General features: G+C 63.9%; 23 protein-coding genes. 10 read left to right on the top strand and 13 right to left on the bottom strand.

The window, feature by feature from the left end:
* Positions 1–21: 21 nt before the first annotated feature.
* The 7 genes from CVM52_RS05535 to CVM52_RS05565 form a co-directional block, all read right to left on the bottom strand.
* Positions 22–1,317: an O-antigen ligase family protein gene (locus tag CVM52_RS05535; protein ID WP_172720918.1), complete on the bottom strand. Its 1,296-nt coding sequence runs from the start codon at positions 1,315–1,317 to the stop codon at positions 22–24.
* Entirely contained in the window at positions 1,314–2,702 is a 1,389-nt protein-coding gene (locus CVM52_RS05540) for a GumC family protein (RefSeq protein WP_100161552.1), read from the bottom strand. The genes CVM52_RS05535 and CVM52_RS05540 overlap by 4 nt, the downstream gene beginning before the upstream one ends.
* 44 nt (positions 2,703–2,746) lie before the next feature.
* On the bottom strand, positions 2,747–3,952 hold the full coding sequence (locus tag CVM52_RS05545) for a polysaccharide biosynthesis/export family protein (protein WP_100161553.1): 1,206 nt from the start codon (positions 3,950–3,952) through the stop codon (positions 2,747–2,749).
* 220 nt (positions 3,953–4,172) lie between these two features.
* Positions 4,173–4,856 (bottom strand): sugar transferase, encoded by a 684-nt coding sequence (locus CVM52_RS05550; RefSeq protein ID WP_205964886.1) that lies wholly within the window; start codon positions 4,854–4,856, stop codon positions 4,173–4,175.
* 453 nt (positions 4,857–5,309) lie between these two features.
* Positions 5,310–6,158, bottom strand: coding sequence for a glycosyltransferase (locus tag CVM52_RS05555; RefSeq protein WP_100161555.1), 849 nt, complete (start codon positions 6,156–6,158; stop codon positions 5,310–5,312).
* Positions 6,155–7,456: a lipopolysaccharide biosynthesis protein gene (locus CVM52_RS05560; protein WP_100161556.1), complete on the bottom strand. Its 1,302-nt coding sequence runs from the start codon at positions 7,454–7,456 to the stop codon at positions 6,155–6,157. Before CVM52_RS05560 ends, CVM52_RS05555 begins: the two co-directional genes overlap by 4 nt.
* A 169-nt stretch (positions 7,457–7,625) precedes the next feature.
* On the bottom strand, positions 7,626–9,008 hold the full coding sequence (locus CVM52_RS05565; protein ID WP_205964887.1) for a DegT/DnrJ/EryC1/StrS family aminotransferase: 1,383 nt from the start codon (positions 9,006–9,008) through the stop codon (positions 7,626–7,628).
* A gap of 414 nt (positions 9,009–9,422) precedes the next feature.
* Between CVM52_RS05565 and CVM52_RS05570 the strand changes: the two genes are divergently transcribed.
* Complete coding sequence (locus tag CVM52_RS05570) at positions 9,423–10,325, top strand: sulfotransferase family protein (protein WP_172720919.1); 903 nt, start codon at positions 9,423–9,425, stop codon at positions 10,323–10,325.
* Between the two features lie 67 nt (positions 10,326–10,392).
* Here CVM52_RS05570 and CVM52_RS05575 read toward each other — a convergent pair whose 3' ends face one another.
* Positions 10,393–12,054 (bottom strand): hypothetical protein, encoded by a 1,662-nt coding sequence (locus CVM52_RS05575; protein WP_100161558.1) that lies wholly within the window; start codon positions 12,052–12,054, stop codon positions 10,393–10,395.
* A 612-nt stretch (positions 12,055–12,666) separates the two neighbouring features.
* Here CVM52_RS05575 and CVM52_RS05580 point away from each other — a divergent pair.
* Both CVM52_RS05580 and CVM52_RS05585 read left to right on the top strand, forming a co-directional pair.
* A complete protein-coding gene (locus tag CVM52_RS05580; RefSeq protein WP_205964888.1) occupies positions 12,667–13,182 on the top strand; it encodes a putative pterin-binding protein in 516 nt (171 codons plus the stop codon).
* Positions 13,183–13,293: 111 nt separating this feature from the next.
* Positions 13,294–15,822 carry a hybrid sensor histidine kinase/response regulator gene (locus CVM52_RS05585; protein ID WP_100161559.1) on the top strand — a complete coding sequence of 843 codons (2,529 nt, stop codon included), beginning with the start codon at positions 13,294–13,296 and terminating at the stop codon, positions 15,820–15,822.
* A gap of 58 nt (positions 15,823–15,880) precedes the next feature.
* On the opposite strand, the gene CVM52_RS05590 is transcribed toward CVM52_RS05585, so the two are convergent.
* Positions 15,881–16,696 carry a metallophosphoesterase family protein gene (locus CVM52_RS05590; protein WP_100161560.1) on the bottom strand — a complete coding sequence of 272 codons (816 nt, stop codon included), beginning with the start codon at positions 16,694–16,696 and terminating at the stop codon, positions 15,881–15,883.
* A complete protein-coding gene (locus CVM52_RS05595; protein WP_240620871.1) occupies positions 16,693–17,637 on the bottom strand; it encodes a diacylglycerol/lipid kinase family protein in 945 nt (314 codons plus the stop codon). The genes CVM52_RS05590 and CVM52_RS05595 overlap by 4 nt, the downstream gene beginning before the upstream one ends.
* Before the next feature lie 199 nt (positions 17,638–17,836).
* Here CVM52_RS05595 and CVM52_RS05600 point away from each other — a divergent pair, with 199 nt between their 5' ends.
* The 3 genes from CVM52_RS05600 (at position 17,837) to CVM52_RS05610 (ending at position 19,596) form a co-directional block, all read left to right on the top strand.
* The gene (locus CVM52_RS05600; RefSeq protein WP_172720920.1) at positions 17,837–18,694 is read left to right on the top strand and encodes a PRC-barrel domain-containing protein; all 858 of its coding nucleotides are present in this window, start codon (positions 17,837–17,839) and stop codon (positions 18,692–18,694) included.
* Positions 18,695–18,820: 126 nt separating this feature from the next.
* The gene (locus CVM52_RS05605; RefSeq protein ID WP_100161562.1) at positions 18,821–19,012 is read left to right on the top strand and encodes a PLDc N-terminal domain-containing protein; all 192 of its coding nucleotides are present in this window, start codon (positions 18,821–18,823) and stop codon (positions 19,010–19,012) included.
* Between the two features lie 89 nt (positions 19,013–19,101).
* Positions 19,102–19,596: a Dps family protein gene (locus CVM52_RS05610; protein ID WP_100161563.1), complete on the top strand. Its 495-nt coding sequence runs from the start codon at positions 19,102–19,104 to the stop codon at positions 19,594–19,596.
* Between the two features lie 66 nt (positions 19,597–19,662).
* Here CVM52_RS05610 and CVM52_RS05615 read toward each other — a convergent pair whose 3' ends face one another.
* Complete coding sequence (locus CVM52_RS05615; RefSeq protein WP_172720921.1) at positions 19,663–20,709, bottom strand: AI-2E family transporter; 1,047 nt, start codon at positions 20,707–20,709, stop codon at positions 19,663–19,665.
* A 379-nt stretch (positions 20,710–21,088) separates the two neighbouring features.
* Here CVM52_RS05615 and CVM52_RS05620 point away from each other — a divergent pair, with 379 nt between their 5' ends.
* The 4 genes from CVM52_RS05620 to CVM52_RS05635 are packed head-to-tail and all read left to right on the top strand — an operon-like array spanning position 21,089 to position 24,435.
* The gene (locus CVM52_RS05620; protein ID WP_100161565.1) at positions 21,089–21,592 is read left to right on the top strand and encodes a GNAT family N-acetyltransferase; all 504 of its coding nucleotides are present in this window, start codon (positions 21,089–21,091) and stop codon (positions 21,590–21,592) included.
* A gap of 45 nt (positions 21,593–21,637) precedes the next feature.
* On the top strand, positions 21,638–22,471 hold the full coding sequence (locus CVM52_RS05625) for a DMT family transporter (protein WP_100161566.1): 834 nt from the start codon (positions 21,638–21,640) through the stop codon (positions 22,469–22,471).
* A 39-nt stretch (positions 22,472–22,510) separates the two neighbouring features.
* Positions 22,511–23,287: an alpha/beta fold hydrolase gene (locus tag CVM52_RS05630; protein ID WP_100161567.1), complete on the top strand. Its 777-nt coding sequence runs from the start codon at positions 22,511–22,513 to the stop codon at positions 23,285–23,287.
* Positions 23,284–24,435, top strand: a complete 1,152-nt coding sequence (locus CVM52_RS05635) for an alpha-D-ribose 1-methylphosphonate 5-triphosphate diphosphatase (RefSeq protein WP_100161568.1) — start codon at positions 23,284–23,286, stop codon at positions 24,433–24,435. The genes CVM52_RS05630 and CVM52_RS05635 overlap by 4 nt, the downstream gene beginning before the upstream one ends.
* Here CVM52_RS05635 and CVM52_RS05640 read toward each other — a convergent pair.
* Positions 24,432–25,514, bottom strand: coding sequence for a 5-(carboxyamino)imidazole ribonucleotide synthase (locus CVM52_RS05640; protein ID WP_100161569.1), 1,083 nt, complete (start codon positions 25,512–25,514; stop codon positions 24,432–24,434). The two genes, CVM52_RS05635 and CVM52_RS05640, sit on opposite strands and share 4 nt — an antisense overlap.
* Complete coding sequence (purE, locus tag CVM52_RS05645; RefSeq protein ID WP_100161570.1) at positions 25,507–25,995, bottom strand: 5-(carboxyamino)imidazole ribonucleotide mutase; 489 nt, start codon at positions 25,993–25,995, stop codon at positions 25,507–25,509. Before purE ends, CVM52_RS05640 begins: the two co-directional genes overlap by 8 nt.
* Positions 25,996–26,031 lie beyond the last annotated feature (36 nt).

A 26,031-nucleotide genomic window follows, 5' to 3' on the forward strand; every position in this document is an offset into this window, starting at 1 on the left:
CGTCGGACCTGTCACGGCGGGTTATCTGGGCCGGGGCTCGCCCAGCAGCGACACCCGCGCCGCCAAGGCCAGGAAAAACGTGACCCAGAGGAAGGGGCTGGTCGATGGCCCCATGGAATCGCTGGACATATTGGCGGTCAGATAGGCGATGGGCGCCACCGACAGGCCGATGCAGAGAATGCGGTTTTCAAGCTCGGCCTGGCGCATCTTGAAGGCCAGGCGGATCGAACTGAGCGAGAGGAACAGTACCGCCAGAACCACGATCAGGAAGCCGAAAAATCCCGGTGCCCCCATGGTGCGCAGATAGTCCAGCAGGACGTTGTGGCTGTGCGTGACCAATTGGTCGGCATAGAAGATGTCGATCGGATGGCCGGCGCCCTGGCCGAAGACCGGGCTGTGCAGGAACTCTTCGATGCTGCGCCGCCAGATTTCGCTGCGGGTAGTCAGCGAATGCAGCTCTTCCTGCTCGCTCAGCAGCACGGTGAACAGGCTGAGCGCGCGGGGATTGTAAATCCACAACAGCGCGATGTTCAGCAACGGCAAGGCCGCCGTGACCAGAAAGCTCAGGACCAGCATGCGCACCCGCTTCATGCCGGTCTGGGCAATCATCGAAAACGCCCCCAGCACAAAGATCAGCGTTGCCGAGGAGATCATCAGGTTGGTTTTCGACCCGCTGAGGACCAGCCCCAGCAGCAGCGCCGCGAGGCAGCCTAACCACAGCAGACGGCGTTCCCGCTGCCCCAGCAGGCAGGCCACGGCCACCGGCAGAATGACCGAGATCGCCATGCCGAACTGGTTCGGGTTTTTGAAATAGCCCGAGGCACGGTCGGTCCCGTTGAACACCGCGTTCTGCAGCGGCGGCAGGTAAAAAGCAGCGACGCTGATCAGACAGGTCAGCGCCAGCGTCAGGCAGAGAACATCGACAAAGACGTTCAGCCGCCTGTGGGTCACGGTGCCGGTGACCAGGAAGAAACAGGAAATCCCCGACAGCAGCGCCACAATCGGTCGGCCGGTTCGCAGCGGCGTGTTCGACACCATCGCCGACAGGAAGGCCCAGCCGACCAGGAAGGCAAGGCAGAGCAGGATCAGCCCGGCGCCAAGAGCTGCGGTCTGGTCCAACACCAATGCCTTGCGCCGGACCGAGGCGGCAAACCAGAACGGAAGGCTGGCAAACATCAGGGCATGTGCCCCGGTCATCCCGCTGGGCAGCCCGCCGACACCGGGAAAGCTGAGCAAGACGAAAAATCCGCAACCCAGCAGGAAGGCAAAGCGCACTTCGTGGCCCAGTGGCACAAAGCGCTGGTCAATCGCGGTCATGAATGCCGCCGCAGTTGCGGGTCGACGATCAAGGCGGGTTTCGGTTGCGACCGCGCGGACCATTCGCGCGACATCGCGATCGCCACACCCACCAGCAACCCGAAGATGCCGGTCAGCACCAGCAGCACCTTGTATTTCGGATAGCTGGGCGTCGCCGGCAACCGGGCCAGCGAGATCAGCTTGACGTCCGACGAGGCGTCGGATCGGTTCAGTTCCTCCAGATCGTTCAGATGCTGCTGGTGAATGCGTTCATAGATCTCGGCCTTGCGTTGGGCCTCGCGCAGCTGTGCCCATTCGGCGCTGCGGCCGTAATCCTGAATGCGGCCAAGCTCTTCCAGAACGGTCGCCTTGCGCGCGGTCAGCACCGCAAGTTGCAGGTCCAGATCGTCGCGAATGCGCCGCACCGCCCGTTCCAGCGAGGCGCGCATGCCCAGAATGCTTTCCTCAAGCCGGTCCAGGGTGTCCTGCGACACGCCGGGCTGGTTTTTCAGCTGCTCCAGCTTTCGGCTGGCGCTGATCAGGTCGCTGTAGATTTCAAGCGTCGCGTCGGTTTGCAGCGCCGAGGCCTGCAGCGCTTCCATATCGTCGCCCTGCGAGATCATCGCCAGCCGGGCGCGAATTTCGGCCTCGTTGGCGCTGACGGTGGAAAGCTGCTGGTGGAACTCGGCGATCCGGTCTTCCAGATCATTGGCGCTGGTGACGATGTAATTGTTCCGAAACATCAGCTTGCGCGCGGTGTCACGTTCCAGCCAGGCAAGATCGCGGATCGCTTCGACCCGCCCTTCCAGGGCATCCTTGCGCCGCTGGTTCACCCGGTCGCTGGCGCCCGAGACATCCTCGGTGTAAAGCGTCGCAAAGGCATTGGCGATCTGCATCGCCTGGGACCGGCGCGCCGAGGTATAATTGACCGCGATCATCTCGGTCCGGCCGACCCGTTCCACGTTCAGACCCGCCTGCACGATCCCGATCAGCAGCGACTCGTTGTCTGTGCCTTCGGCGGCTGTGTCGGAATCCAGTTCCAACCGGGTTCGCGCCGCGCTGATGAATTGCCGCAGCCGGCCCGGCGTGGGTTTCAGCGTCTCGGCCAGGCCCAGATCCTCGATCACCATCGAGATGATCCGGTTCGACTGGATCAGCTGGGCATGGGTTTCCAGCGGGGAATAGTTGTCGGTGAGAACCGTGTCGTCCAGTTGCACCCGCAGATATGCGGTGGCCGTATAAAGGTGCTGCACCGTCACCAGATAGGCCAGGCCACCGGCAATAAACAGCAGCGGCGTCAGCAAGAGCGTGAAAAAGTTTCTGCCAATGGCCCTGAAAATATAGGCAAGCCCTGTGGGTCCTTCTTGCCATCCGGTATCCAGAAGATCGCGACCGGCATCTTTCATTTGTTTTTCCCCCCTTAACAAGTCTTTGTATCTGGACACGTTTTCTAGCTTTGTGACTCCTTCAGGAAGGTGAGCAGGATATCGACCTGATCGCCCGGATAGAGGTCGCGGTCATCCAGGGCCAGGTCGACCGGGGCCAGCGGTTCGCCGCGTCGGGTGATCACCGCCATCACCTGTTTCCGGTCCAGGTTGCTGGCGGCGCGGACGGCTCGCAGCGATGCCAGATCGGCGCGGATCTCGTGCACGGTGCCGATGGCGCCGGAGAGTTCGGACCAGGCCTCGCTGCGGGCGCTGTCACCCAGCGATTCCGCCTCGGCCTCCAGCAGCGACAGGTCGGCGCGCACATCTTCGATGGCGCTGCCCAGTTGCAACACGCTGCCGGCGCTGGTGATCGCGGCGCGGCGGACTTCGGCCAGTTTCGAGGTGACGGTCAGGCCCTGTTCGGCCAGCTTGCGCAGATCGCGCACCACCTGTTCATCCAGCTTCAGCCCTTCTTCCTCGTTGGCCTTCTGTTTCAGCAGCGCGGCCAGCCTGACCTTGTTGCGGATGATGTTATTGGCAATCGTCCGCTTCTGGCGTTCATATTCCTCGGTCCGGGCGGTGATCAGCGATCTTTCGATTTCGACAATCGCGCGGATATCCTCGGTATCGGCAACCAGGATGTTGTCGTAATCCTCTTGGGTATCGGTGCCCAACAGGGACTTGAGGCTCCAGATCCGGGCATAGACCCGGGCCAGGTTCAATATCAGCGCCTCTTCCTGCTCCAACACCACGGTTGCCGTACGGTCAATGGCACTGCCGACCCCGGCCAGCACCACAGCCTTGCGCAGGGTCAGGCCCGGTTCGAAATCGATGATCAGGGGCTGCTGCAGGTCGCCGGATACATAGATCGGGCGGTATTTCGCCACGCTGACGATCACCTGGCTTGACTGGATCAGCTGCGGCACGCTGTCGGCCCCGGCAGAGACCGGGATGCTGGTGACCGAATAGGCATTGGCCACCTGCTCGCGCACATGGCGCAGGGTCGCCCCGGCGGCCTGAACCTCGCCGATGATCGGGAACCAGGCAAAGCCATCCATCTCGATCGGGACGGCCTGTTCCAGAACCTCGGGCCCGATGATGCGCACCGAAAGCACGTCGCCGGGTTGCAGCAGATAATCCTGCGCACGGCCAGTCGACGGTGCCAGCAAGGACAGGATCAAGGCGCAGGTCAGCGCAAGCGTCGTCGGGTAAAGCTGTTTCAAAGTCATTGCATTCGTACCCCTGGCTGTCGACGGGCCCAAATTACGCCCCCAAAAACGGAAGGGGGAGTTAAGCGCTGCCTCCGGATGACCTCTTTAAGCGGGTCGGTTCATTATCCGGATTGCTGAAAGAACTTGTCGACAGAGTTAAATTAAAGTGCCAAATCTTTGTGTGCGGACTAATCAATATGACATTTGCAATGGCGGCAGTTCCGCCGAATTGAACGGATTACCCCGTTTCCATGATGCGAAGAACTGCCGCCGGGGTTTTTGCCAAGATGCGGATGTCGCCCAGCAGGCTCCAGTTCTGCACATAGCCCTGGTCAATCGAGACACGCGTGGGAAAGTCCATATTGCTGCGTCCCGTCACCTGCCACAGGCCGGTAATGCCGGGGCGCGCCGACATATAGGCACCGGCACCGGCGCCATAGCGCTCAAGCTCTTCGGTGGTCACCGGGCGGGGGCCGATACAGCTCATGTCGCCCTTCAGCACATTTATCAGCTGCGGCAGCTCGTCCAGGCTGCATTTCCTCAGGATCCAGCCCAGGCGCGTCACCCGCGGATCATGGCGCAGCTTGCGCCGGTTGGCCCATTCGCGGGCGGCGTCGCGGTCGCTGGCCAGCAGCTTGGCCAGCGCCTCCTGCGCGTTGGGCACCATGGTCTGGAACTTATAGCAAGGGAACGGATAGCCGCGGAACCCCACGCGCTTGTGGGCAAAAAACGGCGACCGGCCGGTGGTGATCAAAATCAGGCTGGCGATCAGGGCCATGACCGGAAGCGCGACGAGGACCGACGGCAGCGCGATGCCCAGATCCATCATCCGTTTGGCGGCACCCCCAACCGGGTAGGGGGCGACAAGATCGTCCGGGATGGCAACCGAGCTTTTTATCGACGGGGTATATCGTCGAAGCACAACCTGTTCTGATGTAGGTAGAGGCGATGGCGTCGGGGCCGGTTGCAGCGGCGGGCGGGCAGCTGACTTGCCAAAGCGCGCCGAAGGCGGTTTCAAATCTTGAAATAGATGGTCCGTTTTGTGTTCCAAAACAGTAAGCCTCCCTAATCTGAAGACCTGGCACGAAAATACAAACCTACCCCTGAAGACTGGGCGTCAGTGCTCTGTTTCGGCAAGTAATGAATGCGGTCTAATTCATGCGGATCAGGACCGATCCGAAAGGTCTAAATTTTCACTCGGAATAATTACATTTGCGAATTGCGTTTGGGCGAAGGCGATAAAATGGGGTTAAATGTTTGACCTGCTGCCGAAACAGCGGAGAAACGAAAGAGGATTTTTTTGATAAATCGGGAATATCGGCCGCATCGCCCCTTCGTCGCGGTGGGGCGGAACAGCTTTGCCATGGCGTCGCGCTTAGCCCGGATGCGATCGGGCCATGCCGTTCAACCGTCTTAGAACCGAAAAGGCGCGGGGTGACCAGCGCACGATGCGGCGTTTCCACAGAAGTTTCCGCTCCAGCCGCGTTAGATCGCGCGCCGCCTGCGGCAGGCAGCTGCGCAGTGCCGTGATCGCGCGCAGCTTGTCCGAAATCATGTGAAGCGACCCGAAATTGGCCGAAACGCTGGCCTGGTGGATGCGATGCACCGCCATGACCTGGTCGATGAATCCGACGCGGCCATGGCGTCCGGCCAGTATGTTCAACAGCCAGTCCGCCGACGAATAAGAGGTCAGGCGGTACCATTCGGGCAAGTCGGCCAATGCCGATCTGCGGATAACCGTCGAGATCTTGGGCGCGAAATTGCGAACGATCAGGGCGCCGATGTCATATACGCCTTCCCCATGCGGTGCGTTGGGAGACAGGATCCGGACCCCGTCCTTGCGCAGATGTTGGACCCGGTGCGCGCAGATCACGCAGTCGGGATGGGCATCGAGGAAGGCCACCTGTTTCGCCAGCTTTTGCCGGTCGGTCCAATAGTCGTCGCCATCGAGAAAGGCGATATATTCCCCCTGCGCGGCATCGACGGTGGCCAGCACATTGGTCAGGCCAAAATCCTCGGCATTGCTGTGGCGCAGGATGGTTTTTACCGTTTCGGGCGCCTCGAACTGAAGCTGTTGCAAGGCTTCGCGGGTGCCATCGGCCGAGGCATCATCGCCGGCGATGATCTCGATCGGGAAATCCACCTGTTGCTCCAGAACACTTTCCACCGCCTGCCGTACGGTCGAGGCTTGTTGATAGGTGACGACAGAGACCGAAACTTTCATCGGCAAGGCTCCTTCTGGCTGGGAAATTTCACGGCATGGATCAGGGCGCCCAGAACGACAAACAACTGGATGGCAAACACCAGAACCATGGCCATTCCGGCCCCGGTCAGGCCGTAGCGGGGGATCAGGATCAGGCAGGCGGCGATTGCCACCAGCGCCGCGGCCGCGTTCTGCGCCCCCAGCCACCAGAACCGCCGCGCCGCCACCACGCCATAGCGCAGAATATTCGCCACGCCGCGCAGCGTCGCCGCCGTGACCAGCAAGACCAGCAGTGTGCCGTAACGAGCATAATCCTCGGTATAGACAAAGCGCAGGATCGCCTCGCCATAGAGCACGCAGAGGGCAATGCCGACCGACCCGCAGATCGCCACGGTTGTGGCCAAACCGGCCAGCAGCCGCAGGAAGGCCGCATGATGCCGGGCCGCGTAATGCCGGGCCAGGCGCACGCTGACCGCGACGCCCATGGCGTTGACCAACCGGTCCGGCGCCATCGCCATCGCGAAAATCGCCGCGAACAGGCCCAGTCCGGTCAACCCCAATTCGTGCTCGACAGCGATGCGCGGGAAATACAGGGCACTGATGATCAGCAGGGTCGACACGGTCAGCGGCAGGGCATGGCGGGCCAGCCGCGACAGTGCCGACGGCAGAAAACGAGGCAAAAAGACATCGCCCACCAGCCGCGCCCGCCGCAACCCCAGGCGCAGGTCATACAGGCCCAGAACCGCGATATGCGCCACCAACTGGCCCAGAACGGCGACAGCCAGCGATCCGGTCAGCCAATAGCCCGCGACCAGAAGGCACAGCGACAGCGGACCCAGCATGCACAGCGACCGGCCGATATATTCCATTCGTTCATGGGCCTGGAACAGCCCGTAAATCATGTCCGAGATCAGCTCGGCGCCGCGTGCTACCGCGTATAGCAGCATCACCATCAGCATGACGGCCGAGTCGCTTTGCAGAAAGCCGAACAGCATCATCAGCGCCAGCGCGACCAGAACCGCCAGCAGCCGCAATCCCAGGTAATCGCCAAAGACGAATTGCCCGGAATGGTCGCTGGAGCGCACTTCCCTCAGGCTCATCTTCGAGACTTCGGCAATCGGGATACAGATCGCCTGAGCCAGCGCGTACATCCCGACGGTGGCGGGATCCGACATCTTGGTCAGCGCGACGATTGCCAGCCAGACCGACAGGGCCGAAAACAGCCGGCCGATCACGATTGATCTGAAATTTGCAAAACCGGAACGCGGCCCGTGTTCGGGCGACAGCGCGTTGGCTTGCGGTGTGGTCGAGATCGTCATGTGCTCTCCGACCCGGATTTTGTGGCGTCCGGTTGGGGAATTCCCGAACCGGGCGCCGTCTGGGATGGCCTTCGCCCCGCCAGGGGCTTTGAAAACTCTCGGCCGATCCCGAAATAATAAGGTTGGTCGATGTATTCGGGCCGCGCCGATACTGCACGGCCCGAGCGGTCTAGTGGTTCACGCGCGTGCGGGCCTCCCAGGCCGGGAAGGGTGGCAGGCGTGGATCCTTGCATTCATGGATGGCCGCGCGCACCGCCGGGGCCTGCCGGACGATCGAGGCGATGCAGGCGCACAGCCGCTTGATCTCGTGACCGCTCATGGCCATGCCGGTTGGCAGCACCATGACCCGTTCGGCTACCGCCTCGGTCACCGGCAGCGTGTATCCCGCGCGCGGGTTCAGCCCGGCATAGGGCTGCATCCGGTGGCAGCCGGGATAGAAATAGCGCCGGGCATAGACGTTCTCCAGCCGCAGGGCCGAGATCAGCTCGTCTCGTGTCAGCCCCGCCTTGGTCGGATCGACCTCGGTCACGATATACTGGAAGTTGTGCTTGTGATTGGTTTCGCGCGGCATCAGGGTGACGCCGGGCACATCCGCCAGCGCGGCGGCATAGGTGGCATAATTCGCGCGGTTATGGTCGAAGAACTGGTCCATCGCTTCCAGCGAGGTCAGGCCCATCGCCGCCGAGGCCTCGTTCATCTTGCCGTTGATGCCCAGATGCGCGACGATATCCTCGCCGGCAAATCCGAAATTCACCATCAGGCGCAGTCGATCCGCCAGCTCGCGGTCATTGGTGACAATGGCGCCGCCCTCGAACGAGTGAATGCACTTGGTCGCGTGAAAGCTGTAGACCGCGGCATCGCCCAGATGGCTGGGGTGGTTCGGGCCGGTTTCACAGCCGAAGGAATGCGCCGCATCGAACAGCAACTTCAGCTCGTATTTCTTCGCCAGGTCGTGAAGCCTTTGATTGGCGCAGGAATTCCCCCAGAGATGCACGCCCAGGATGCCGGTGGTTCGCGAGGTGATAGCCGCCTCGACACAGTCGATGTCCAGGCAATGGGTCACCGGGTCGATGTCGCAGAAGACCGGGCGCACCCCTTGCAGCCACAGGGCGTGAACCGTTGCGATGAAGGTGAAAGACGGGACGATGACATCGCCCGACATGCCCAGCCCGCTGATCGCCAGCTCCAGCCCGATGGTGGCATTGCAGGTGGCGATACAGTGCTTCGCGCCCGAGATTTCTGCCACGCGATCTTCGAATTCCTGCACAAACGGCCCCCAGTTGCTCAGCCGTCCGCTGTCCAGCACCTGGTTGATCCGTGTCAGGAACGCCTGCCGGTCGGGCATGTTCGGCCGCCCCACATGCAAGGTGTGTTCAAAGGCTGGCGTCGCGCCCAGCAACGCCACGTCGGGGCGTTGCAGCGTTGTCGCGATGCTGGAGGAAACGGTGTTGGGGCCGATGGTTTCGATCTCGGGGCCGGGGGGCCTGACCTGTCCCGGAACCCCCATTGCGGCAATATGGCCTTGGTCGTGCCCTTTGTGCGAATTCGCCATTCAAGCCTCCCCTATATCTTCATTTCAAAATTCTTGAGGCGCCGGACAACCCCGTGGATTGCCCGTTGCAAGCCCCTGGCCGATTAAAGTGAAGGGAAGTTACGGTGCTGATAGCGCAAAGATATGTGGTGCCAAAACCCCTGTTCCCCCCTTTGGCGGAGTTCAGTGTGCGATCCTTTCCGGATCTGCGGAAGCTATCCTTTTGATGTATCCGTCCGGATGATCCGGCCCCGTTTCGGCGGATTTTCGCCCAATCGGAGTAACCGGCCGGGGCGTGCGAGTCGGCCTCTTCACGTCATGCGTTTGCCGCGCGTTTGGACTGCGCGCCTTGGGCGAGTGCCGTGTTGACAGGAATCGTCCTTGGCCTGCACTCTGCACCTTGTCCGGCATGTCGAACGGATGATCAGGCCCCTCATGACCGCAGATCGCCGCCCACCGAATGTTCTGCTGATCGGCGCGCCGCGCTGCGCCAGCACCTCGCTGGCGATTGCCATGGCGCAACATCCGTCGATGTTTCTGTGTACGCCCAAAGAACCGCATTTCCTGGCCATGCATGGCCGGAGCGCCGAGATCTGCGGCATCGGCAACGAGAACTTCGCGCCGCGTCACCGGCCGAGCCAGGACCAATGGCTCGACCTGTTTGCCGGCCGGACCGAACCCTGCCTTCTGGACGCCTCGGTCAGCACGATTTCCTATCCCGACACGGCGATCCCGAATATCGAACGGTTCTGCGGCACCGATACCAGGCTGGTGGTGATCCTGCGCAACCCGGTCGACCGGGCCTTTTCAAGCTATCAGTATTGTTTGTCCAAAGGCTGGGATGCCGGCAGTTTCGAAGACTGTCTGGATCACGAAGCCTCCCGGATCGCCGAAGGCTGGCAACATCTGTGGTTCCTGAAACATCTCAGCCAATACGAACACCGGCTGCCGCCCTTCCTGGAGGCGTTCGGGGCCGACCGGATGCATATCGTGATCACCGAGGAGATGGCCGCCGATCCCGCGCGGGTGATGCGCGGGGTCTTTGCCTTTCTCGAACTGCCCGACTTCGCCGCCGGTTCGGTGCCGCGTTATAATTCCAGCGGGGTGCCGCGGTCGCGGATCATGCGCAATCTGGTGGCCTTTGCCCGGCGTCAGCCGGCGCTGCGGGGGACGTTGCGGGCGCTGTCCACCGGTGCGGTGCGGGAAAAGCTGCGATCCAGCAATGTGGAAAAAGCCGCGATGGCGCCCCTCACCCGGGACCGGCTGCAGCGCGAATTGTCCGCGACACGGCCCTGGGTCGAAGAGTTGATCGGCCGGCGGCTGGACGCCTGGGGGTAGGGGGCGCCCTGTCGCTGCGGGCTCCGAAGGCAATTGCCGATGGCAACTGCCTTTGCGGAAACAGGTATCAGACGATCAGGAAATCGCTGTGATCCAGCGACATCCGCAGGTCCAGTTCGGCGATCAGAACCTGTGCCTGTCCGCCGGCGCCGTCGGCATCATAGAACAGCTCGCCGGTTTTCCATTTATACATGATGTGGTCGTCCGCATCGCCCGCCCGTTCGGCAATCTTGAACTGGCTCACATCCAACTCGCCAGAGGAACTGCCATTGCTGCCCGTCAGGCTTTTGAACACGTCGTGGTCCAGCAGGATCTTGTTGGTGCCGGGTTCGAAATCGCCGATCAGGTCCAGGTGATGGCCCGTGGCGGGGATGGTGTCGATGGTCAGCGCGTCGGGGCTGGTGCTGGCCGCGGTGTTGCGGGTTGCCTCGACGGTGGATTCGTCCACCGGGCCGGGCAGAACCGACACCGCCGGCACGCCTGTGCCGTCACTGACGACGAAATGGGTGTGGTCCAGCGACAGGCGTTCCTCTAGCTGGGCGATCTTCACCTGCGCTCCGGCGCCGGTGCCGTCGGCGTCATAGAACAGCTCGCCGGTTTTCCACTTGTACATGATGTAGTCGTTGGAATCGCCGGCCTGCCTGGCGATCTCGAAAAAGGTCTGGTCCAGCGTGCGGTATCCGGCCGCGTTCGGGGCGGTCAGGCTGGTGAAGATCGAACTGTCCAGCACGATCTTGTCGGTGTTGTGGTTGAAGTCGGGCACCGTCTTGATGCTGACCTCGGGGCCAGGGCCGGGCAGGGGGGCAGGTAGCAACACATCATCCGCCTCGTCGACCACCTGTGGCGTGTCGCTGTTCGAGGTCGAGCCCTGCGGCACTTCGGCAACCGGTGCGGTGCTGCCGTCCTGTTCGGCGATCCATTCGGCGCGGGCCTTGGCCCAATAGTCGCGGGCGGCCTGGCCCTGCAGCACGGTCCAGCCGGCGCCGGGCATCGGGTAGTCGGACGGCAGCGCCTTGTCGGACAGGTTCAGGAACACGTTGCCCGAGGATTCGATGGTCTTGTCCCAGGCCAGGTCCAGCCGCCAGTCACCGATATGATCGGTGTCCTCGATGGCGATGACCGAGTCGGTGATCTTCAGCTTGGGGCTGTTTTCCACCATTTTGAACGGCGACCCATGGGTCACGTCGCCCCGGTACAGATAGGATTCCATCCGCAGCAGCACATTGTCGATCTCGACCACCTGGTTGGTGCGGTTGGGGGTGTATTTGTTGCCCAGGCTGATCCCCGAAAACACGCCGTCAAACAGGCTGTCGCGGATCACACCGCTGGCGCCATCGTCGTTTTCGATGGCGTCGTCGCGGGCGCCGGTGACGTGGACGTTGTAGATTTCGAACCCGTTGGAGCCTCCGGCGACCCGCAGCGCGTCCCAGGGATTGGTGATGGTGATGTCATGCAGGATCGAATCGGCGGTGTCGCGCACCATGACCGCAGCAGAATTGATATAGGCATTCGCCCAATCGAGTGTCTGCGAAACCTGCCCGTTGATGGTGATGCCAAAGACCTCGATTCCGTCCGAGGCGTTGTTGATCAGGAAGGGGTAGAGGTTGATGTTGCTGCCGGTATTGGCAACGATCCACGAGGCGTCCGAGGCGTCGATTACCGATGCATCGCCCGAATACCTGTAGGCCGTGTAGCCATAGTTCCCGCTAAGTGTTGTCGTAGAGGCCATGCACTGTAGTCCTTTTGTTATCCTACTCGAAGGCTTGCGGTTGCCCCGCAGGGCGGAACTTGTTTATTTGGTCGTCGCGAGGCAAGTGAACCAGGACGCCGCGGCTGCGATTTGGCAGCCATCCGCCATCGGCGACCTTTCGCCTCGAACAGGCCGCTGGGCCGGCGGTAGTTTTTCGATCCACAATCAACAAATTGGATCGCGGGCTCTGAGACCCTTAAATCGGATTGGTTAAAGGCGGATTAAGGCGCTCATTTGTCATCTTGACAGCAGGAAAGCGGCGAATCATGCCATGAGCGGATTCTGGAACATGGGGTTTCGCCGTGCCGACTCGGTCGAAACACCCGGCCGGACTTCGTTGATTGCCGAGTTTCAACCCGGTCAGACGCGGCCGCGTTGCGGGTTTGCTGGACCGAAGGAACCACATTGCCAGAATCCATCCGCCTTAAGCCCGTGGTGACGATTTCGCACTAGCATCGCGCGCCGGGGGACCTGTGTTCCCTGTCATTCACACGCGCCCTGCGGTCTGTTTGCGGTGTCCCTTCCGATCTCCCTGCGACGTCGGGGCGGCGTGCGCTGCGGACCCGGCAGGGCGACCCAGGAGGGACTACGATGTCATTGCGCACTCTACTTCAGCTGGCAGCGATCGCGCTTGCCGCTTTGTCTCCGCTGCGGCTGGCCGCGGCAAACCTCGCCGCACCCACGGGCGAAGCTATTCTGGTGGTCAGCGGCCAGATCACCGCCACCAATGTCGGCGATACCGCCCAGTTCGACCAGGCCATGTTGGAACAGCTGGGAGCGGTCACCATCGAAACGACGACGATCTGGACGGAAGGGCCGCAAACCTTCACTGGCGTGCCCCTGGCCCGCCTGTTGTCCGAGGTGGGCGCCAGCGGTGGCACGGTCAACGCCATCGCGATCAATGACTATGCCGTAGACATCCCGTCCGAGGATTGGGTCGAAACCGGGCCGATCGTCAGCTATCTGCACAATGGCGATGCAATGTCGGTGCGGGACAAGGGGCCGCTCTGGATCATCTATCCCTACGACTCCAACGCCGACTACCAGACCGAGGTGATCTATTCCCGCAGCATCTGGCAGCTGGACCGGATCGTCGTAAAGGACTAGGCGCGGAAATCCGTGGGCATCCGGCAGGCCCGCGTGGCCGGTACCGGCCCCGATAGGCGGCGCAACCTCTGGACGCGCACATCGGCGATCGTCCTCCTGCTGGTATTCTGCATGGGAACGGTGGCCGGCATGGCCTGGCTGGTGCTGCGCGAAATCGACGAGCTGAGCACCGCCAATTCGGACAACCTGCAATGGAGCCTGGCCCAGGCCGGGGTGGAATTCCTGCAATTCGAACTGGCGGTGAACAAGGCGCACAGCCAGAGCGGCCCGCTGGGTGATGTCCGCCGGCGGTATGATGTGTTTTACAGCCGGATGCACACTCTCGAGAGCGGCGCGGTGTTCCGGTCACTGCGGAGGGAACCGGAATTCGCCGGCCCGCACCAGGAGATCAGCACGTTTCTCACCGCCTTGTTGCCGCTGATCGACGGCGACGATGCGGCGTTGGCGGCGGCGCTGCCGGAGATCGCCGCGACGGCGCGGCTGGTCTATGCCCATGTCCGCCAGATCTCGTTTTCCGGGCTTGCCGCCTTTGCCACCTTGTCGGATCAGCGCCGCGAACAGCTGGTGCTGACCCTGTTCCGCCTCTCGTTGGTACTGGCCGGGCTGCTGTGCGGGCTGTCGCTGCTGGCGTTTTCCTTTCGCCATCTCTACCGCGCAGCGGCGCAGCACGCGCGGGCGGCGCAGCGCGCCGGCACCCGGATCCGCACCGTGGTCGAGGCGGCGGTGGACGCAATCATCGTCAGCGGCGACGACGGCCGCATCGCCGATATGAACGAGGCCGCGCGCCGCCTGTTCGGATATGCCCGGGCCGAGGCGCTGGGGCGCCGTGCCGTCGATCTCTGCCACCCGGAACAGGTGCGCGACGAGTTGCTGTCCGGGCCGCTGAACGCGTTTCAAAACGGCAAGCGGCCGCTGCCGCATGAACGCCTGTTCGAAACCGTCGCGGTGGATCGCAACCGGCGCGAATTCCCGGTCGAGATCTCGATGGACATGGCCGAGGATGCGGGCGAGCGCGTCTACGTGGCGCATATCCGCGATATATCCGGTCGCAAGGCGGCCGAGAAGGACCTGACCGTGGCGCGCGACCGGGCGCTTGCCGGGGAGAAGGCCAAGGCCGAGTTCCTGGCGCTGATGAGCCACGAGATGCGCACGCCGCTGAACGGCCTGCTGGGCACCATGGAACTGCTGCGCGATCACACCCTGACCCGTCACCAGACCGACCTGCTGGATCATATGCAGTCTTCGGGCCGCTTGCTGCTGGGGCTGGTCAACGACGTGCTGGATCTGTCAAAATTCGAGGCCGGCAAGCTGCAGGCGGAACGGCGCCCGTTCAGCATGACGCGGTTGCTGGACGGCGTGGTCGAAACCACGATGAGCCTTGCGGCGGCCAACGAAAATACCGTGGCCTGGGCCTGCTGCGGCCCGGCCGAGGCGCAGGTTCTGGGCGACGCGCGGCGGCTGCGCCAGGTGTTGCTGAACCTGGTCAGCAACGCGATCAAGTTCACCCGTGGCGGCACCATCGATATCGAGGTGGAACGCCTGCCGGGGCCGGGCGATCTGGTCGAATTCCGGGTGATCGACACCGGCATCGGCATCGCCCCCGAACATCAGGAGCGAATTTTCAAAGATTTCGAAACGCTCGATTCCTCCTATGCGCGCCAGGCCGGCGGCACCGGGCTGGGCCTGGGCATCTCCAAGCGGTTTGTCGGCCTGATGGGGGGCGAGATTGGTGTTGAGAGCAGGCTGGGCGCGGGCAGCCGGTTCTGGCTGCAACTGCCGCTGCCGGTGCAGCACCAGCAGGACGTGCCCGCAGCCACGGTGCCAGCGCCGGCCCCGACACTGGCACCAACACCGGCCCGGACATCGACTACGCGGCCGCTGTCGATCCTGCTGGTCGAGGATAACGAGATCAACCGCTTTGTCGCGCGCGCCATGATCGAGGCCGAGGGGCATCGTTTGACCGAGGCGGTGAACGGGCAGGCCGGGGTGGCGCAGGCGCAGGCGCAGGCCTTTGACGTGATCCTGATGGATATCTCGATGCCGGTGATGGACGGGCAGGAAGCCACGCGCCGGATCCGCGCCGGCAAGGGTGCCTCGGCCGACGTGCCGATCGTGGCGGTGACGGCCCATGCGCTGCCCGAAGAGATCACCCGTTTTTACGAGGCCGGGATGACCCGGTGTCTCAGCAAGCCGATTGACCGGAAGACACTGATCGACCTGCTGAATGAACTGGCCGGCGGTCCGGCCCCCGCTGCGCCGGAACCCAAGGTTGAAGCGCCGGGCTTGCTGGATACCGTTCTGCTGAACGAACTGGCGAACACGCTGGGTGCGGCCGAGTTCGACCAGCTGGTCGAGATGTGCCTGGCCGAGCTTGACTCCGAGATTGCCGCGCTGGCGGCCAGCGCCCCGGCGGATCCCGATCTGGGGCGCGCCGCGCATAAATGTGCCGGCTCGTGTGGCTCCTTCGGACTGGCCGCGCTGCGCATTGCGCTGGGCGAGATCGAGGCGCAGGCGGCACGGGGGCCCGTCGCACCCGATCAGCTGCAGGCGCTGACCCAGATGTGGCAGGCCAGCCGGGCTGCCCTGTCTGATTGGGCCGCGGCGCGGCAATACCCGGATCAATCCGCGCGGCAGGCATGAACCGTCCGGTTCCATCATGTCCCCCGCGCCGGCCGAAGGCGCCGCCGGCAAGGCCGGCTTAGCCCAGCGATGGTTCGGCCGCTTTCCAGCCCGCCGCATCCATCACGAATCGGCGGGTTTCAACGGGTACAAAATCCAGCGCCTCGCGGAGGATGGCATAGCGGGTGACCCCGATGGCGGTGCCGTCGATCTCCAGCAGGTTGAAATCATTGTCCGTCCCGCGCTTGCGCGAGGACAGACCGGTGCCCGCCTGCACCTGCAAAACCGAGTTGCGGCCGGGTTTTTCGGCAAAGGGCGCGGCCTGCCAGTTGTGCAGATGCCCGGTGAGGATCACATCGGTCTTGCGCTGCGCCAGCGCCTCCAGCGCCGCAGCGGCCCCGCGCATCGGCTTTTTGCGTTCACCCTGCAACTGTTCCAGCGGGTGATGCGCCACCACGATGCGCGCCTGACCGGATTGGGCGGTGTCGAAAATCCGCTGCACGCGCGCCAGTGCCCGGGGGGTGAACCAGCCGCTTTGATGGGCCAGGATATTCACCGTGTTCACGCCCAGAACGATCATCTCGTCATCGCGATATTGCGGTTCCAGATCGCGCGATATCCAGCGCCGGTAGTGGCGCCAGGGCCAGACCAGGCGGAACAGGAGATTGTGCAGCGGCACATCGTGATTGCCGGGCACGGCCAGGGCGGGCGCCTGCAGCCGGTCGATGAACCGGCGCGCGGCGCGGAACTGGCTCAGCCGGGCGCGCTGGGTCAAATCGCCGGAAATGGCCACCAGGTCCGGCGCCAGCGCGTTCACCGCCGCGATCAGCGGCTCGGCCAGTTCCGGGCGGTCGCGGCCGAAATGCAGGTCGGATAGATGCACCAGCCGTCTCACCGCACCTCGTCCTGCTGTGCGGCGGGCACGATCACCGTCAGTTCGTCTTCGATCACGCGCAACTCATAGGGCGCGTCCATCTTCGCCCGCTCGCCATCGCAGGCGACATCGCGCGAACTGCGGCGTTCTTCGATGCGGATATGATCGGCGGCGACCATGTCGAAATTTTCGTTTTTCCCGGCCAGCCCCAGCGCCAGCAACAACGAGTTCAGCAGCATACCCCACCGGTTTGTATGCGGCGCGATGAACACTGCCAACCGCCCGGCGGCGATTTCCTCGCGCCCGCTCAGCCCCACCTGATCCAGCTGGAACGCATTGTTGACCGCAAAGACCAGCGGCGTATGGCGTTCGATCACCGCTTCACCCGCCTCGATCCGCAAATGCAGCGGGCGGCGCAGCGTAAACAGCGCGACCAGCACCGACCAATAGGCGGCAATCCGGCTGCGGCCCCAGCGGCGATAGATCTTCTCGCGGGTTTCCAGAATGGCGGGATAGGCGCCCAGGCTGGCATTGTTCAGGAAGGTCCTGTCGTTGATCGAGGCGACGCGGACCTTGCGCCGCACCCCGGTGCCCAGCAGCTTGGCCGCGTCGGCGATCTCCAACGGGATATCCAGCGAGCGGGCGAAATAGTTGAAGGTGCCCAGCGGCAGGATGCCCAGCACCGCGCCGCTGCCGCGCAGCACGCTGGCCACGGCCGAGATGGTGCCATCGCCCCCCGCCGCCACGATGGTGTCAAAGCCCAGCTCCACCGCTTCGCGCGCGGCGGTGGTGATGTCGATGTCCTGGTCGAGCACGCGGATCTCGGCCTCGATGCCGCAGTCGCGGAACGCGGCACGAATCCGGTCAGGCACATGGGCGGTGTCGCGCTTGCCCGACCCGCCGTTGAAAAGAATGATCATGCGGGCCTGCACCATGGCCCCCTGCGCAGCGGAGGTGTTCATTTTATCGGGCATGTCCCGGTTGTCGACGTCGAAAACGAAACGCCCGGGCCGCCGCTTCGTTCCCCGCAAGGCTCTGAGTTTTCGCCGCGGCGGCAAGCGGTTCGAAGATGCAGAGCGGCGGGAACAAAATCGCCTCGATGGTGGTTGATCAGCCAATCGCCGGATGTGCTCCGGCACCCAAGGAGGAAGGAGATCAATCATGAAACGCCTTATGATGACGACAGCCCTGATCGCGATGGCCGCCACCGCTGGTCACGCTCAGACGGGGACCACGACACCGATGAACGACGAGACATTTCTGTCGGGCCCCGGCATTGAAAGCTTCCGTGCATCGGACTTCATCGGCATGCGGGTCTACAGCATGGAAGAACCCAGCGATGCGGTCAGCTATGACGGCATTCAGGACAACTGGGAAGATATTGGCGAGATCAACGACGTCGTACTGTCACGCGACGGCCGGATCGACGCCGTGCTGGTCGATATCGGCGGGTTCCTGGGCATCGGCGAACGGCAGATCGCGGTGAATATGGACTCGCTGCGGTTTGTTGCGGATGACGCCACGCCCGAAGATGTCAACGATTTCTTCCTGGTGATGACCGCCAATCGCGGCCAGTTCGAGGAAGCGCCGGAATATGACTGGTCGCAGCAGGGCATGGCCGAAGAAACCGCGATGGAGCGTGATACCGACGCGGCTGTGGCCCCCGGCACGACCGCGACTGACACCGACATGACCGAGAACGCCGATGCCGAAGCGGCCGAGGTTGAGTACGTCGAAGTCGAAGCCGCCAGCGTTGGGGTGGAAGAGATGACCGGTGCCCCGGTCTATGACGCTGCGGAAAACTGGATCGGCGAAGTATCCGAACTGGTGGTCAACACGGACAACCAGATCGACGGTGCGGTGGTTGACGTGGGCGGTTTCCTGGGGATCGGCGAAAAGCCTGTGATGCTGGCGCTGGACGAGCTGAAGTTCGAGCGCGAGGCGGATGGCTCGGCGATCCGTGTCCATGTGAACATGACCAAGGAAGAGCTGGAAGCGATGCCCGATTACGAGGGCTAAAGCTTACCATCAATCCAAGACGAAAGCCCGCGTTGTCGCGGGCTTTCGCATGTCTGGGACCTGCCGAACCGGAACCAAGCGCGGTCGAGGGCGTTAAGCAGGCAGACGTATCAGAGGAGAAAGAACATGCTTGAAGTGACAGGGCTGGGCGGCCTGATCATCCTTATTCTGGATATCTGGGCCATCGTATCGATCATCGGATCGTCCGCATCGACAGGCAGCAAAGTGCTGTGGACGCTACTGGTCCTGCTGCTGCCGGTGGTGGGTTTCCTGATCTGGCTGGTCGCCGGGCCGCGTTCGGCTCCGCGCCATATCTAATCTCTGAGATTCAATTCCCAACCTGACCGAACCCTCGCGGGCCTGAAGGGAAAAGGCCCGCGCCGTTTTTTGTAATAAAGGAGAAGCTTATGTCTGCTGCACTCGAAGTCACCCCGACCGATCACGACGTCAAATCGGGTGTCCGAAACACCGAGAGCATTGCCGAGGGCCTGTCGGATCTGCTGGCCGATACCTATCGGCTGACATTCAAAACGCACGCCTATCACTGGAACGTCGAAGGTCCGCTGTTCTTTTCGCTGCACAAGCTGACCGAAGAGCAATATGAAAACCTGTTCGACGCCGCGGATGAACTGGCCGAGCGGGTGCGGGCCCTGGGCAAGCTGGCGCCGGCCCGGCTGGATGCGATCGTTTCGGCCTCGATTATCAAGGATAAGGACAAGACGCCGTCTGCCGGCGAGATGTGCACCGATCTGGCCGAAGATCACGAGCGCGTGGCGCATCGCTTTCACGCCCTGATCGAACTGGCCGAAGAGAACAAGGACCCGGTGACCGCCGATCTGGCGACCGAGCGGTCGGCCTTTCACGAGCAGGCGGCCTGGATGCTGCGCGCGATTACAGCGTAACTAAAACCAAGACCCCGGCCGATCGCCGGGGTCTTGTGAATAAAGCAAACTAGAATGCGCCCGTGCCTACCCGGCACGGGCTTTTTTCAGGCTCTGCGCCTCTCGGCCGGGAAACCCGGCGCTGATGCTCTGACCCAGCGCCGCTTCGGTGATGGTGATGGTCCAGATCATCAGCGGAATGGCGATGATCCCGCCAATCGGCCCCCAGAACCACAGCCAGAAGGTCAGCGACAGGAATACCAGCAGCGGGCTGACCGACATCCGCTGACCGACCAGCGCCGGGGTGACGAACTGGCCCTCGGTGGCGTTCATGGCCATGTAGACAAGCGCGGGCACGACGGTGAAGGGGCCATCGAACACCACCAGCCCGGCCACCAGCAGCGCTGCGGCCAGTAGGATGGGCCCGAGATAAACGATGAAGTTCAACAGGAAGGCCATCAGCCCCCAGAACACCGGCGAGGGCATGCCCAGCACCATCATCACCATACCGACAATCGTCCCGAAGGCGCCGTTGATCGCGGTAATGGTCAGGAAATAGCGGGCCACCTTGCGTTCGGCGCGGTCCAGGTCGTCCCGCGTCAGCACCGGCATCGAGGCGCCGATCCAGGCATAGACATCGCCGCGCGCCAGCAGGAAGAAATACAATGTCCCGGAAAACACCATGATCTGGGCCAGCACCTGGGGCGCGTAGAACAGCGCGTCGGTAAAGCTGGGCACTTCGACCTCGGGCTCGGCTTCGACCTCGCCCGCGCCGGCGCCGGTCACCGAGGCGGCGATATCCTTGGAAATGTCGCCCAGCCCTTTCAGCATCTGGGTGAACCCGTTCAGCGCATCGCGGAATTCGGCCCAGATCGCCGGCCCGCGCTGGATCGCGAAGGTGATATAGGGCTCGAGCGCAAAGATCAGCGCCGCCAGTCCCGCCAGGACCAACAGCATCGTCGCCAGCGCCGCAAGCGCACGATTGAGGCGCAGCTTGCGCAACAGGCGGGACAGGGGCGAAACCACGATCCCCATCACAAAGGCCGAGATGACCGGCGAGAAGAAAAACCGCGCCAGGTACAGGATTATGAACACCGTCACCACCCCGATCAGGCAGGCAATCAGTGGCAACAAGACCTGGTTGTCCAGGAGGATCGGCCGAACTGTGTTAGCCGCGTTGTCCTGGTTCGCCTCGGCGATTGGACGCGCGATCTTGGTTTCCGACCTGTTTTGCTGGCTGTGCTGCACCCTGTCCCCCTGCGATCAAAGGCGCCACGCATTCGGGCGACATTATAGCCTTAATCCAAACGCGATTCATCAATGGCAAGTTCCCTCCCGCCGCAAATAACGATGCGGCAGGAACCGGGTAGGGGCCGGGGTGGCCCGGGTCGAGTTGACCGGGACTTGCGAAACTTGTTGGGTGATCTGCGCGTGGGCGATACTGGCAAGGTGGCTAACCGGTGAAAACTCTGCCGGGGTCAGCCCGTCATGTTTGCAAGCCAAGGGTAAGGTCATGGTTTCTTCCCCCGATCCTTCACGGCCGGCCACCCCGGCGGATCACCGCGAGATCGACGCATTGTTGCGCGCGGCGTTTCCCGGTGCGGACGAGGCAGAGCTGGTGCACCAGCTGCGTGAAGGCGGCGAAATGCTGTCCGAGGTGGTGACACCCTGGCACGGCCGGATCGTGGGGTATTACGCGCTGTCGCGGATGCGCGCGCCGGACGGTTGGGCCTGCCTGGCACCGGTGGCGGTGCTGCCGGCGTATCAGAACGGTGCGCAGGGCGTGCATCTGGGATCGCAATTGATGCATGACCTTGTCACCTCCATCCGCAGCAGTAGCAGCGCCATCGACACGGTGGTGGTGCTGGGCGACCCGCCATTTTACGCCCGCGCGGGTTTCTCGCTTGAGCGCGCGGCACGGCTGAGCTCGCCCTATCCGATCGATCACACGCTGATCCTGCGGCCGGGAAATGACCGGCCTCAAGCGGAGTTGATCTATCCCGATGCCTTTGGCTGAGCGATGGCGCTTGCAGCGCGGCCCGGGACGCGCGAAAGGCGAGTGATGCGCGCGTTTTTGATCACCTTGACCATGACGGCCTTTGCCGCGAACTCCATTCTCAACCGGATGGCGGTGGAGGGCGGCCATGCCGATCCGGGATCCTTCGCGGCATTGCGGGTGCTGTCCGGGGCGCTGGTGCTGGTGGCGCTGGCGCTGCTGCAGGGCATACCGCTTGTTTTCGCCACCCGCCAAAGGGCCGTGGGCGCCTTTGCCCTGGCGCTCTACATGGCCGGGTTCTCGCTGGCCTATCTGACGCTTGATGCAGGGCTGGGGGCGCTGATCCTGTTCGGGACGGTGCAAATCACCATCTTTGCGCTGTCGGCGCTGCGAGGGGCAGGGCCCAACGGGCAACAGATCGCCGGAGCGCTGATCGCTTTTGGCGGGTTGATCGTCGTGCTCAACCCCGCCGGTGCGCAGGGGACTGATCCGCTGGGGGCGGCCTTGATGGCGGCGGCGGGCATCGGCTGGGCGATCTACACCCTGTCCGGCCGCACCGAGCCGGATGCGCTGGCCGGGACCGCGGCGAATTTCTGCCTGGCGCTCCCGCTGACCGCGCTGGTGCCGCTGCTGACGGCGGGGCCGCTGAACGTCACGCCCGCCGGGGTCGCGTTGGCGGTGCTGTCGGGTGCGGTGACCTCCGGGTTGGGATATGCGCTGTGGTACAGTCTGCTGCCGGGCATCGCCCCGGCAATCGCCGCCATCGTACAGCTGAGCGTGCCGGTGATCGCGGTGCTGGGCGGCGTTTTGTTGTTGGGCGAAACCGTCGGGCTGCGCGTGGTGGCGGGGGCGGTTCTGGTGCTGGGCGGCGTGGCGCTGTCGCTGCGTCGGCAACGCTGAACGCTTTCTTTCGCGCCGAAACCGGCCTAAGCAACGGCCATGCGCTGGCTTGTTCCCCTCTTCCTGCTCTGGCCGTTGTCCGCGGCGGCGGATTGCGTCGTGCTGCTGCACGGGCTGTTGCGCACCGATGCGTCCTTTGCGGTGATGGAACAGGTGCTGACCGCGCGCGGCTATACCGTGGTCAATGCCGATTATCCTTCAACCGACAAGCCGATCCCGGACCTGGCCCGCACCACCCTGCCGCCCGCCATCGCCGCCTGCGGCGATCAACAGGTGCATTTCGTGTCGCATTCCCTGGGCGGCATCCTGATCCGCTATTGGCTGCAATCGCACCGGCCGGCAAAGCTGGGCCGCACCGTGATGCTGGGCCCGCCCAATCACGGCAGCGAGGTGGTGGACGAGTTGGGCGACTGGGAGGTGTTCGGCCTGATCGCCGGCCCGGCGGGCCTGCAACTGGGCACCGGACCCGACAGCTGGCCGAACCGCCTGCCGCCGGTGGACTTTCCCCTGGGGGTCATCGCCGGCACGCAAACGCTGAACCCGGTGTTGTCCGCGCTGATCCCCGGCCCGGATGACGGCAAGGTGTCGGTCGCCTCGACCCGGGTGCAGGGGATGGCGGCGCATCTGACCCTGCCGGTCACCCATACCTTCATGATGAACAATCCGCGGGTGATTGTCGAAACACTGCAATTCCTCGAATTCGGCCGGTTCGACCCCGAACTCTCGTGGTCCGAGGCGGTGCTGGCACTGGTTCAGGATGCCTGCCTGGGCCTGCAGGACTGCGCCGACGCGCCGCTGGGGGATGCCAGCGAATGAGCGTGTTGAACGTCGATTTCGAGGGCGGCGAAGTGCTGCGCCCCGGTGCCGGGCTGGAAGTCGGGTGCCTGTCCATCGCCGCAGGACGCATCCGCGCCGAACCGGTCGGGCGGCGCGTGGACGTATCGGGGTTCCTGGTGCTGCCCGGTGTGGTCGATGCGCATGGCGACGGTTTCGAACGCCACGTCGCCCCCCGGCGCGGCGCGATGCCGGATATCGGCGAGGGTATTGCATCGGCCGAGGCCGAGCTGGCGGCGAACGGCATCACCACCGGGGTGATGGCGCAGTTCTACAGCTGGGAGGGCGGGCTGCGCGGCCCGGACTTTGCCGCGCAGGTGCTGCCGGCGATCACCGCCGAACGCGACGTGCTGGTGACCGATTTGATCCCGCAGTTGCGGTTCGAAACCCATATGCTGGACCATTTCGCGGCACTGCCCGGCCTGCTGGCCGAGTGGGGCGTAAGCTATGTGGTGTTCAACGACCACCTGCCGCATGACCGGCTGGCCCAAGGGCGGCGGCCCAAGGCGCTGACCGGGCAGGCGCTGAAGGCCGGGCGCAACCCGGAGAAACAGTTCGAGCTGTTGCTGGATCTACATGCCAACGGCCCCAAGGTTCCCGCAGCGCTGGACCGCCTGGCGCAGGTGCTGGCGGCGCAGGGCGTGCGCATGGGAAGCCATGACGAACACAGCGCGCAGGACCGCGCCGAATGGCGCGCGCGCGGCGTGCATATTTCCGAGTTTCCGGAAACCGAGGCGGCTGCCCGCGCGGCGCGCGAGGGCGGCGATCCGGTGATCCTGGGCGCGCCCAATGTGTCGCGCGGCGGGTCGCACAAGGGCAATGTCAGCGCCGCCGAACTGGTGCGCCTGGGCCTGTGCGACGCGCTGGCCTCGGACTATCACTATCCCTCGCTGCGCCGCGCCGCGCTCAGGCTGTGGCGCGATGGGATTTGCGATTTCGCCACCGCCTGGGGGTTGGTCTCCGACGGCCCAGCGCGGTTGTTGGGGCTGGACGACCGGGGCAGGCTGGCGCCGGGAAAGCGGGCGGATATCGTGCTGCTGGACAAGGCAACGCTGCGTGTCGCCGCGACGCTCTGCGCCGGGCGGGTCAGCTATCTGAACGGTGCCCTGGCGGCGCGGTTCCTGGCCTAGCTTCCGCCCGCCGGGCCGGTGATCCGGTTGACATGGCCCATCTTGCGCCCCGGCTTGACCTCGGCCTTGCCATAGAGGTGCAACGCCGTTCCCGGTTCCCTGGCCAGGTCCTGCGCGGTTTCCACCGCATCGCCGATCAGGTTTTCCATCACCACATCCAGGTGGCGCCGGCCATCGCCCAGCGGCCAGCCGGTGATGGCGCGGATATGCTGTTCGAACTGGTCGACGGTACAGCCATTCTGGGTCCAGTGGCCCGAATTATGCACCCGTGGCGCGATCTCGTTCACCACCAGCCCCTCGCCGGTGACAAACAGTTCCACGCCCAGCACCCCGACATAATCCAGGGCGTTCAGGATCTGACCGGCGAGCAATACCGCATCGGCGCGCTGCGCCCCGCTCAACCGGGCCGGAACCGTGGTGGTGTGCAGGATGCCGTCGCGGTGCACGTTCTCGCCGGGATCAAAACAGGCGACCTCGCCGTTCAGCCCCCGCGCGGCGATCACCGAGACCTCGCGCTGGAAATCGACGAAACCTTCCAGGATCGACGGGGCGCCGAACATCTCGCTAAAGGCGCGTTTGGCCTCGCCGGGATCGCGCAGGCGGACCTGGCCCTTGCCGTCATAGCCGAAGCGGCGTGATTTCAGGATCGACGGGGTGCCGATGGTCTTCAGCGCGGCCTCCAGGCTGTCCAGGCTGTCGATATCGGCGAAGGGCGCAGTTTTCAGGCCCAAGGCCTGCAGAAAGGTCTTTTCGGTCAGCCGGTCCTGACTGACCCGCAGCGCCTCGCGCCCGGGATGAATCGGCCGGTCTTCCTCCAGGATATCCAGCGCCTCGGTCGGGATGTTCTCGAATTCGTAGGTGATCACATCGACCGAGCGGGCAAAGCGGCGCAGCGCTTGTTCATCGGTGTAATCGGCCGAGGTGACCTGCGCCGCCACCTGGGCCGCGGGCGGGTTGGCGCCGGGTTCGTAGATATGGCTGGAAAAGCCCAGCCGCGCCGCCGCGACCGACAGCATGCGGCCCAATTGGCCGCCGCCGAGAATGCCGATGGTGGCGCCCGGGGCCAGCGGTTCAGTCATCTTGCGGCTCCTCCGGGATCGAGGCGGACAGCGCCGCGCGCCACGCGTCCAGCCGTTGCGCCAGCGCCGGATCCTGCAGGGCCAGGATGCCGGCGGCCATCAGCCCGGCATTGGCCGCCCCTGCCGACCCGATTGCCATGGTCGCTACCGGAAAGCCGCGCGGCATCTGCACGATGGAATAAAGCGAATCGACCCCGCTCAGCGCGCGGGTTTGCACCGGCACGCCGATCACCGGCAGGCGCGTCTTGGACGCCATCATGCCCGGCAGATGCGCCGCGCCGCCGGCCCCGGCGATAATCACCTTCAACCCGCGCGACACCGCGCTTTTGCCGTAATCCCACAGCCGGTCCGGCGTGCGGTGCGCCGAGACGATCCGCGCCTCGTACCCCACCCCCAGATCGTCCAGCATCAATGCGGCCTCTTTCATCGTGGACCAGTCCGACTGGCTTCCCATGATGATGCCGACGTGTGTTTCCTGCATTGCCTGTCCCCGCCTGTCCGGCCCTGCCGCCGAAGA

The organism is Pseudooceanicola lipolyticus, from assembly GCF_002786325.1.
Lineage (GTDB): Bacteria > Pseudomonadota > Alphaproteobacteria > Rhodobacterales > Rhodobacteraceae > Pseudooceanicola_C > Pseudooceanicola_C lipolyticus.